The organism is Burkholderia alba (assembly GCF_034721475.1).
GTDB classification, from domain to species: domain Bacteria; phylum Pseudomonadota; class Gammaproteobacteria; order Burkholderiales; family Burkholderiaceae; genus Burkholderia; species Burkholderia alba.
Genome location: NZ_JAWJWL010000067.1, coordinates 1 through 8,704 on the forward strand (window position 1 = coordinate 1; position 8,704 = coordinate 8,704).

Sequence of the window (8,704 nt, forward strand, 5' to 3'; positions counted from 1 at the left end):
TCGGCGGCGGCCTGTTCGACGTGCTCGAGGACGATTTCACGAGCCCGCTGCCCGACGGCAAGGGCATGCACCTGCGCGTCTTCACGCCGCCGGGCATGCGCGACTGGGCGAAGCCCGCGATGCAGCGCACCAAGCAGGCGCTCGACTACTACTACCGCTATACCGGTATTCCGCTGCCGCTCACCAAGCTCGACACTGTCGCAGCCAACGACGCATTAAAGGCCGAGAAGAACCTGAACTTCGGCGGCATGGAGAACTGGGGGGCGATTCTCGAGTTCGCGGACGACATCCTGTCCGAACCCGGCAAGCCGATGTCGGACTACGGCGACACGGTACTGACGCACGAAGTCGCGCACCAGTGGTTCGGCGATCTCGTCACGGCCGACTGGTGGGACAACGTCTGGCTCAACGAATCGTTCGCGACGTACTTCGAAACCCGGACGACGATCCAGTTCTTCCCGGACAAGTTCAACTGGATCGACGACGTCCAAGATCGCTACGGTGTAATTGATTGGGATATCGGTGCACGTGCGTTCCCGGTCGCGCCGAACTTCAATGCATGGGGTTCCAATACCTTCGTTACGGGTGCAAGCGCATCCGTTTACAACAAGGGCGGTCACGTGCTGAAGATGCTCGAGGGCTTCATCGGCGACGAAACGATGCGCAAGGGTTTGCAACAATATCTGACTGACTATGCGTTCGGCAACGGCACGCCGAAGCGTCTGTGGGATGCGCTGTCGAAGGCGAGCGGTCAACCGATCGGTGCGATCGGCGACAGCTACGTGCGTCAGACCGGCGTGCCGCTGCTGTCGCTCGACACACAGTGCGATCTCACGAAGAACCAGAACATCGTGACTATCAGGCAAGCGCCGTTCCCGAACAAGAACGCGTATCCGGGCACGCAGTGGTCGGTGCCAGTGACGCTGGCCTACGGCAACGGCCTCGTCAATCGCAAGACGCTGGTGTTGAAGGACACGCAGACGCAGATCCGTCTCGACGGCTGCTCGGCCGTGCTCGCGAATCCGTCGGGCTTCGACTACTACGTGACGAACTACGGCGATGCCGCCTGGAGCGCACTGCTCACGCAGATCAACCGGTCGACGGACCCGGTCCTGCTGCAGAGCCTCAAGAGCGAAGCCGCGCTGCTGGTCAGCTCGAATCTCGCTCCGGCATCGCGCTCGACCAGCATCGGGTCGATCAACTCGCCGGCCGCGATATCGCTGCGCCAGCTGCCGGCGGGCGATGTGCTGCCAGCTCCAACCACGACGCCCAAGAAGACGCGTCCGACGCTGCGTCCGACGCTGCGCTACCAGGGTGAGTTCATGCCTCGTCGGTAACCAAGTGAATGATGACGGTGGACGGCGCCGCCGTCCACCGAGTGTTTAGTACATATCCACAGGCCGCCGATTCAATCCGCGGAAGAGAGGCTTGAAAGTTGTTGCCGGAAGGCGACGGGGGGGACAAAGCAAAGCGGTCTATTTAACAAAATTTCGTGAAAAGGAGGAAATAGCAACGTCGCAGTGTAAATTTTGAATATTAATATATTCCTGAGATATATTATGAAAAATATATATCGTATTGCTGGCGCTTCGATTATCGTAACAGCCTGCGCAAGTGCATTCGCCCAAGCAGTCGACAAGCAGGCCGCTGTCGACCGTGCACTTGCGCTGATCCAAGCCAATCCATCGGCATTTCAATTATGCGCCGAGCCGCGTGGAACGTTCCGCTAAGGCGCTCGATTTTAATACGGCGAGTAACGCAGCGGCGACGCCCGATGCGGCTGTGGATCAGTTCAAGGCTCGCGATGTCGTTGTAGATCATGACGGCACGGAACATGTCCGGTTTGACCACTTTTATGCTGGCTTACCGGTAATTGGTGGAGATGTAGTCGTACATTCGAATCAAGGTAAATTGATGGGGTCCAGCTTGACGTTGCAAAACGCCATCAAATTGGACAATGTAACACTAGCAAAGGCCGACGGACGCACCACAGTCCAGAATGCGTCCGACATCGGTATCGAGAAAGCGGTATCAATTGCGACGAAGCGCTTCGCTAGCAGAGTGCTCAGCTACGAGACGCCAGAACTTGTCGTCCTTGCTCGTGGCAAAATGCCGGTCCTCGCCTACGCAGTCCGCGTATACGGCGACGCCACCGTGGCACACGGGCCAGCCCTGGTCTACTATGTCAGCGCAAGCAACGGCCAACTCCTGAGTGCAGAAGAGCTCCTGCAGACTGCAGCTGCCACGGGCGTCGGGAAATCGCTGCACTACGGCGACGTTTCTATCACCACCGACCAGACCAGCACATCCAGCTATCGTATGGTCGATCCGACGCGCGGCAACGGCAGTGTGGCCGATGGCTATAGTATGCTGGACCCGATATTGAAGGTAATCAATCCCGTCCCGTTCATCAGTCTTAACAACGTGTGGGGCAACAACACAATCAGTGATCGACAGACCGTTGCGGCCGACATCATGTACGGTCTGGCTAAAACCTGGGACTATTACAAGAACACCAATGGCCGTAACGGCATCTTTAATGACGGCAAAGGTGTGCCAAGCTATGCGCATGTGACATTCATAAATGGCTTGACTGGAGCGAATGCCGCATGGGGTAACGGCATTATGTACTACGGTGACGGGCAGCCAGGTACTCGTCTACCTAACCCGGTGGTGTCCATCGATGTTGCTGGGCACGAATTAAGCCATGGCGTGAACCAGGCCACGGCAAACCTAGCATATATAAGCGATTCTGGTGGGTTGAACGAATCGAATTCCGATATCTTCGGAACACTTGTTAAGTTCTACGTGAACAACCCGAACGATCCAGGTAACTACGTGATCGGCGCCAAAATCGTCGATGGTGGCCTGCGTAAGATGTACAAGCAGGATGTTGATGGCAGGTCATTCGTCTGTTATCCCTCAAATGGTTTCACCGATACGTCGGCATCATCGGGGGACGCCAACAATGCGCACTACACCTCCGGTGTCGGCAACCGCTTCTTCTATCTGCTGGCCGAAGGTGCGACTGTGCCTTTGAACGCACGCACGCTGACAAAGAATGATCTGGTGTGCAACGGTGATACGGGCATCGCAGGCATCGGGCGCGACAAGGCCGGCAAGATCTGGTACCGAGCGCTAACGATCTACTTAACCTCCAATTCGACTTACCCGGATGCGCGTATGGCGTCGATGAAGGCAGCGGCAGACCTGTATGGCGACAAGTCGCCCGAGCAGACCATGGTAGCGCGCGCTTGGAGTGCCGTATCGGTGAATTGATAGGATTGTCGCTTGTTTTGCCGTACGCGTAGCGCGAGGGCTGCCTTGAACCTGGAGGTAGATGCCGCAAAAGTGATGTACATCACTTTGTACCTGAGGCGGAATTTTATGACAGCTCTGTCAGGACTCGTCGAGCTCGAACAGAGCGCGATCGGCGGGGCGAGATAGCGCTTCATCCATCATAAGCCGAAACTCGGCTTCGTCCCACTCGCCACGATCGACGCGGCGCAGGACGGCTTCGCCGACCAGCATCACCTTGCGCTCGCGATCGGCGCGCGTCTGCTTGACCTGCTGACGACGCACCTTGTCCGCAGATTTTCGTGCGTTTTTCATTTCCGCCAACCGATCGTCGGTGTCTGAGATTCGGCATTTGAGTAGGTTCATGGTGATGTTGTCCGTGACGGTGAGGACTGTGTGCGCGTCCGCAGAGTATAAGTCCGGCCGAGTCCGAATCACTAGGTTCCCGCCGTACTGCCGCGCCCAACCCTGGCTTCGAGCTAGGTGCGGAGGATTTCGCGCTTACAAATATTCTCGCAATGTCCTTGCAATTTGAATCATGTGTCGCGCTCTGCAGAAAAATCAGCGCCATCGAAGTACGCAACATCGACGTCACGCAATGCTGATGATGTCTCCAATCCATGCAAAGAGTCCCAGACGAGGTTCCGCACGGCACTAGCACCAATGTACCAGGAGGGTAGATCAGGGACCGGACTGCAACCAGTGCAGGCCAAAACCATGAAGACTCTCTCGCAAGGGCAACAAGGTGTGCTTCGAAATCAGTTGATGGCATGAGCGAAGAGTCCACTGGGTAAAGGCGACGATCTGCCGCTGAGCAAACTCGCCGCTCGCGGCAAGTCGATCTTAACCGAGTGTGACGCAGATGGAGGGGAGAGGTGTCCTTTACCGACCGCTTACGTTTGGATCGCAGATGTGTCGCGTTCAACAGCGGATCTCCGACGTCCAGTGCAATGTAACGCCTGCAGTATGGATCGGTCGCTGTCGTGGCAGCATTGTGGTTACCCTCACTGCCTCGATGGCCCCGACATGTCATTCGACGACGAAACCGGCGATTCAGGTGTGTCGCTAGTCGACTCCAATTCGTTTACCACATTCAACTGCTTAGACAACGGCGGCACAGTTGGCTGTTCCGAGGTGGCGCACGGATAACCCGTCCGTTTTAACGTTTGCGCGATTGCCTGCACCTGGTGCCAGAGGCGATCGGCTTCGTTCGGTTGGAGCGTGTCGGCTGTGACATCGAGCGCCTCGATGAGTTTATCGAGACGCGGAGGCGCACCTTCCAATACCACGCGAGCCAATTTCTGTTTCTGATTGTCGTGGTATGCGGCAAGCCAACGTGACAGGATCCTACGTTCGGCGGTCGTGAGCGAATCGAATAGCGCCGCCGGCACCGGTTCGTCTATGCGAACTGATGCGATCACCACGCGCTGGAGCTGACCAGTCGCTTCCGCAAGTTCGGCACGCAGCAACTTGATCAGTTTCCCCTGCTTGAGTATCAGCATCGAATCCCCTGTGGATCTCCGTGGTTACTTAATGGTGGGAGATCTCTGGCAATCGCCATCAAACATGCACCAATGCCCGAGCTGTATGCGGCGAAAGTCGCACGTACAGTTCCAAGGGGCGATGGCGCGATGATGTGCGCCATCCCAACCAATGCCTCGAGTGATCGGCAACACGCAGCGCCATGGTACCGGTGCATCCGTAACACAAAAGCCGCAACGTTACGTTACAAACACCCGGTCCCTCCAGTAAGTTCATTTCTTCAGTATCTCGACGATTTTCCAAGAAATCACCACTCCCTTTGCCTATAAGGATCTCGATCGCTCTCCAATTATCAGGGGGATCGTTGATCCAACAGGCATGACATTTGCTTAATGCAATACATTCGATTGGGCACACGCCTGAGTGTTGGCAGTATTAAATATTAAGCATATCTAATTAAGTTCTGATCCGTAGATTTCATAGTATATAAGTGTTGTTGGTAAACGGGATTGAAGTTTGTTAAGTTTGCCCAATGAATGGGCTGGGAGAAAGAGCCTATGAAATGAACGCGTCCCACCCGTGAACGAGAGCACCGAGGAAGATGGATCCTCTATGTTGACATCTCGTTCAACTTTTTACTAGGATAACGAAATGATTGCCTTTTCTCAACCCAGACTCCCATTCACTCTGTGCAGCATCGCGATCGCCAGTATCGCCCTCCTCCTCGGCGGCTGCGGATCTGATGGCACCAGTGGCGCTACACACGGGGGCGTAGGTTCAAGTGGTAGCGCAAGTGGTGGCACCATTGCAGGTGGTGCAGGTGGAGGGCTAGGTGGTGGCGGTTCGGGCAGTGGCACAGGTGGAAGTTCTGATACAGGTAGTGCTGCAAACGGAGGACTAGCTAGCGGCGGTTCAGGAGATGGCGCAGGTGGGGGCACTAATGTAGGTAGTGGCGCAAGCGGGGGGCTAGGCGGTGGCGGTTCGGGCGGTAGCACAAGCAGTAGTGCTGGTGGGGGCTTACCCATCCTGGGTAGCTTACCCGTCGTGGGCTCAGTGCTCAGCGCCGGCAGCGGCTCAGGTGGAGGCATACCCATCGTAAGCAGCTTGCCCATCGTGGGCCCAATGCTTGGCACCGGCTCGGGTAGTGGCGGCTCGAGCAAGGGAATTCCTATCGTGACTCCATTGTTTGACGCAGTACTGGGTCGACCCGGCAGTGGTGGGGACAACAACGGTGGGAATAGTAACGCCAACCCAATTATCCCGCTATTGAGTAGCTTGGGCCTGACTAGTCTTTCTGGCAGTTCTGGTGGTTCTAGCGGCACCGGTGGCTCCAGTGGTCCTGGTGGAGGAGGAATTACTACTGGCTCCGGTGGCGGAAGCACGACGGGGAATGGCTCGCCTACCTCCCCCATCTACACGCCGTTTATCTCACCCCCTCAAACGACGACTGGATCAACTGGACCGAACGGTACGACTGGACCGATTAGCACGCTTGGATCGATTGGCACCATCGTTGCACCTATATCACTCGCTGTACCAATCACGCCGGCAGTTGCCGCCAATGCGCCAATAAGCGTCTCACCGATTGTGCAAGCGACCGCACCTATCACCGCATTGATTTCGCCGATCGTAGCTCCCGTCGTAAACCCCGTCGTTGGGGCGCTCACTGGCGGCCCTGTTGCAGGCGCACCGACCGCAAATAATCCGACAACAAAGAACAATACGACGCCTAACGCACCGAACTCTACGTTCGGAAGCCAAACGGGTGGTTTGGTGGGTGGGGTGTTGGGCAGCCTACTAACCGGATCTGGTCCTACAGGCCATTAAATGGCATGAACGGTTAGCCATAGCAGCGGTGATTACATTCGAAGATGTCTGCAATGACGCGACGCGCGCCAGCATGCCTGTCAACGACAAGCATGCTGGCGGGCTTACAAACGAGTCGGCAACGGCCCATCTAGAAAGGTGGGCGTAGGTCTTGGCGTAGCTTTGTATGCCTGAGCCTTGTCAGATAAGGCTCAGGGGTACTGTCAGGTTGTCCGGTCACCGAACAACCTGACAGTACCGTCCAGACAGTTCTCTGAGGAATTCGCCCGGCACTTCGGGGGGGTGCCCCTATGTGTTTCGTCAAGCGTTAGGGGCTGACTTGGGTTGGTAAATGGTGCCGTCGCGCAGCATGGCGAACAGAACGTCGCAGCGTCGCCGTGCCAGTGCGATGAGGGCCTGGTTGTGGCGCTTGCCTTGCTGGATCTTGCGCGAGTAATAAGCCCGCGAGACTGGGTCTCGTAAGGCCGCGAAGGCAGAGAGGAACAAGGCTCGCTTGAGCACCTTGTTGCCCCGTCTGGATGGGTGCTCGCCACGGATCGACGAGCCTGAGCGCCGGGTTACCGGAGCAAGGCCAGCATAGGCTGCCAAGTGGGCGGCCGAAGCGAAGGCTTTATGGACGACTTCGGTCAGGAGTCTGGCAGCGGTCCTGACGCCGACTCCCGGCATGCTGGTCAGGACCGGCCAAAGTGGGTGAGCAAGCACCAGTCGCTCAACTTCGGCGGCGACCTCGTCGCGTTGCTTACGCAAGGCCGCAAGCTGGTGGGCTAAACGGGGCATGACGATGGTGGCGGCTTGTGTGCCGGGCACGGTCACGGCTTGTTCGCTCAGTGCCTGAACGATCTCGGCCGTCAAGCCTTTGCCCATGCGAGGAGCGAGCTTGGTCAGGCGATTGGCGAGCGTTTTCTCGGTGGTGCTGGCAAGTGCGGCGGGCGACGGATAGCGCTCAAGCAGATCGAGCACCGCCGGATGGTCGAGGCGCGGTCCGAGAACGCGCTCGAGCGCCGGATGGATTTGAGTAAGCAGGCCGCGAATGTGGTTGCTGATCTGCGTGACCTGAGCGGCGAGATCGTCATCGAAGCCGCACAGCATGGTGAGCTCGGCGAGCTGCTCGTCGGCCAGTTGTTGATGTCCGTACAGAACTGACCCACGGGGATGCGGCTATTTTCTTGGACTGATTTACGTCGTTAGGCCGAGGCTTTCACGGTACTCGATGGGGCTGAGATAGCCAAGGGAGCCCTTGATCCGTTTCTCGTTGTACCAGCGAACGTAGGCGTTCAGTACCACAACGAACTCCGCGATGGTCGTGGAACGCCAGTCTCCTGGATAGAACATCTCGGTCTTCAGCCTGCCGAAGAATCCCTCACAGGCCGCGTTGTCTGGTGAGCAGGCTTTACGCGACATGGATCGGACCAGATTAGCCTTTGCAGCCCGCGATAGCCAGCCAGGCCAACGGTAGTGGCCACCCCGATCTGAATGCACGATCGGCGTCTCGTCGTCCTCGGTCACGGTCTCGATAGCCGCATCTAACATGGTATTCACGAGCTCTGCGTCGGGGCTTGTGCCAATCGACCAACTGACTATCATCCCATCGAAGCAGTCGATCATGGGCGATAGATATACCTTCCCTGCAGGAATCTGGAACTCAGAGATATCCGTCACCCACTTTTCGTTGGGGGCGTTAGCGTGGAAATCGCGATTGATGATGTTATCCGGGGCAGGGCTGATTTCCCCGATATATGAACGGTATCGGCGCCGCCTGGGCCTGGCTGCCTGGAGNCCCTGCAGGAATCTGGAACTCAGAGATATCCGTCACCCACTTTTCGTTGGGGGCGTTAGCGTGGAAATCGCGATTGATGATGTTATCCGGGGCAGGGCTGATTTCCCCGATATATGAACGGTATCGGCGCCGCCTGGGCCTGGCTGCCTGGAGGCCGCCTTGTTTCATGAGCCGACGCACGACCTTCTCCGATAGAAACACCCGTTGTCGGCTCAGTGCTGCCTGCACCCGACGATAGCCGTAGGATCGGTGATTGTCCTCGAAGATCTCTGCAACGGTGCGACGGACATCTGCATATTTGTCGGCAACCCGTATGGGCGA

Annotated in this window: 4 protein-coding genes and 4 pseudogenes; 2 read left to right on the top strand and 6 right to left on the bottom strand. The window is 57.2% G+C overall.

The genetic code is table 11. The features are described 5' to 3' along the window. Both RZR99_RS31505 and RZR99_RS31510 read left to right on the top strand, forming a co-directional pair. On the top strand, positions 1–1,337 hold a 1,337-nt coding region (locus tag RZR99_RS31505), incomplete at its 5' end, for a M1 family metallopeptidase (protein ID WP_323123633.1). A gap of 222 nt (positions 1,338–1,559) precedes the next feature. After that, a pseudogene (locus RZR99_RS31510) lies at positions 1,560–3,279 on the top strand (M4 family metallopeptidase). 120 nt (positions 3,280–3,399) lie between these two features. On the opposite strand, the gene RZR99_RS31515 reads toward RZR99_RS31510, so the two are convergent. The 6 genes and pseudogenes from RZR99_RS31515 to RZR99_RS31540 all read right to left on the bottom strand — a co-directional run. Then, complete coding sequence (locus RZR99_RS31515; protein WP_323123634.1) at positions 3,400–3,663, bottom strand: hypothetical protein; 264 nt, start codon at positions 3,661–3,663, stop codon at positions 3,400–3,402. 170 nt (positions 3,664–3,833) lie between these two features. After that, positions 3,834–4,016, bottom strand: a complete 183-nt coding sequence (locus tag RZR99_RS31520) for a nucleotidyltransferase family protein (protein WP_323123635.1) — start codon at positions 4,014–4,016, stop codon at positions 3,834–3,836. A gap of 285 nt (positions 4,017–4,301) precedes the next feature. Next, positions 4,302–4,799 (bottom strand): hypothetical protein, encoded by a 498-nt coding sequence (locus tag RZR99_RS31525; RefSeq protein WP_323123636.1) that lies wholly within the window; start codon positions 4,797–4,799, stop codon positions 4,302–4,304. Positions 4,800–6,906: 2,107 nt separating this feature from the next. Beyond that, positions 6,907–7,728: pseudogene (locus tag RZR99_RS31530) on the bottom strand (IS110 family RNA-guided transposase); the annotation flags it as partial. Positions 7,729–7,782: 54 nt separating this feature from the next. After that, a pseudogene (locus RZR99_RS31535) lies at positions 7,783–8,382 on the bottom strand (IS3 family transposase); the annotation flags it as partial. Between the two features lie 13 nt (positions 8,383–8,395). After that, positions 8,396–8,704 (bottom strand): annotated as a pseudogene (locus tag RZR99_RS31540) (IS3 family transposase); the annotation flags it as partial.

What these genes read in the sequence shown, in the direction of transcription:
- RZR99_RS31525 (WP_323123636.1), bottom strand. Translation starts at nt 4,799, where the DNA reads ATGCTGATACTCAAGCAGGGGAAACTGATCAAGTTGCTGCGTGCCGAA.
- RZR99_RS31520 (WP_323123635.1), bottom strand. Translation starts at nt 4,016, where the DNA reads ATGGTTTTGGCCTGCACTGGTTGCAGTCCGGTCCCTGATCTACCCTCC.
- RZR99_RS31515 (WP_323123634.1), bottom strand. Translation starts at nt 3,663, where the DNA reads ATGAACCTACTCAAATGCCGAATCTCAGACACCGACGATCGGTTGGCG.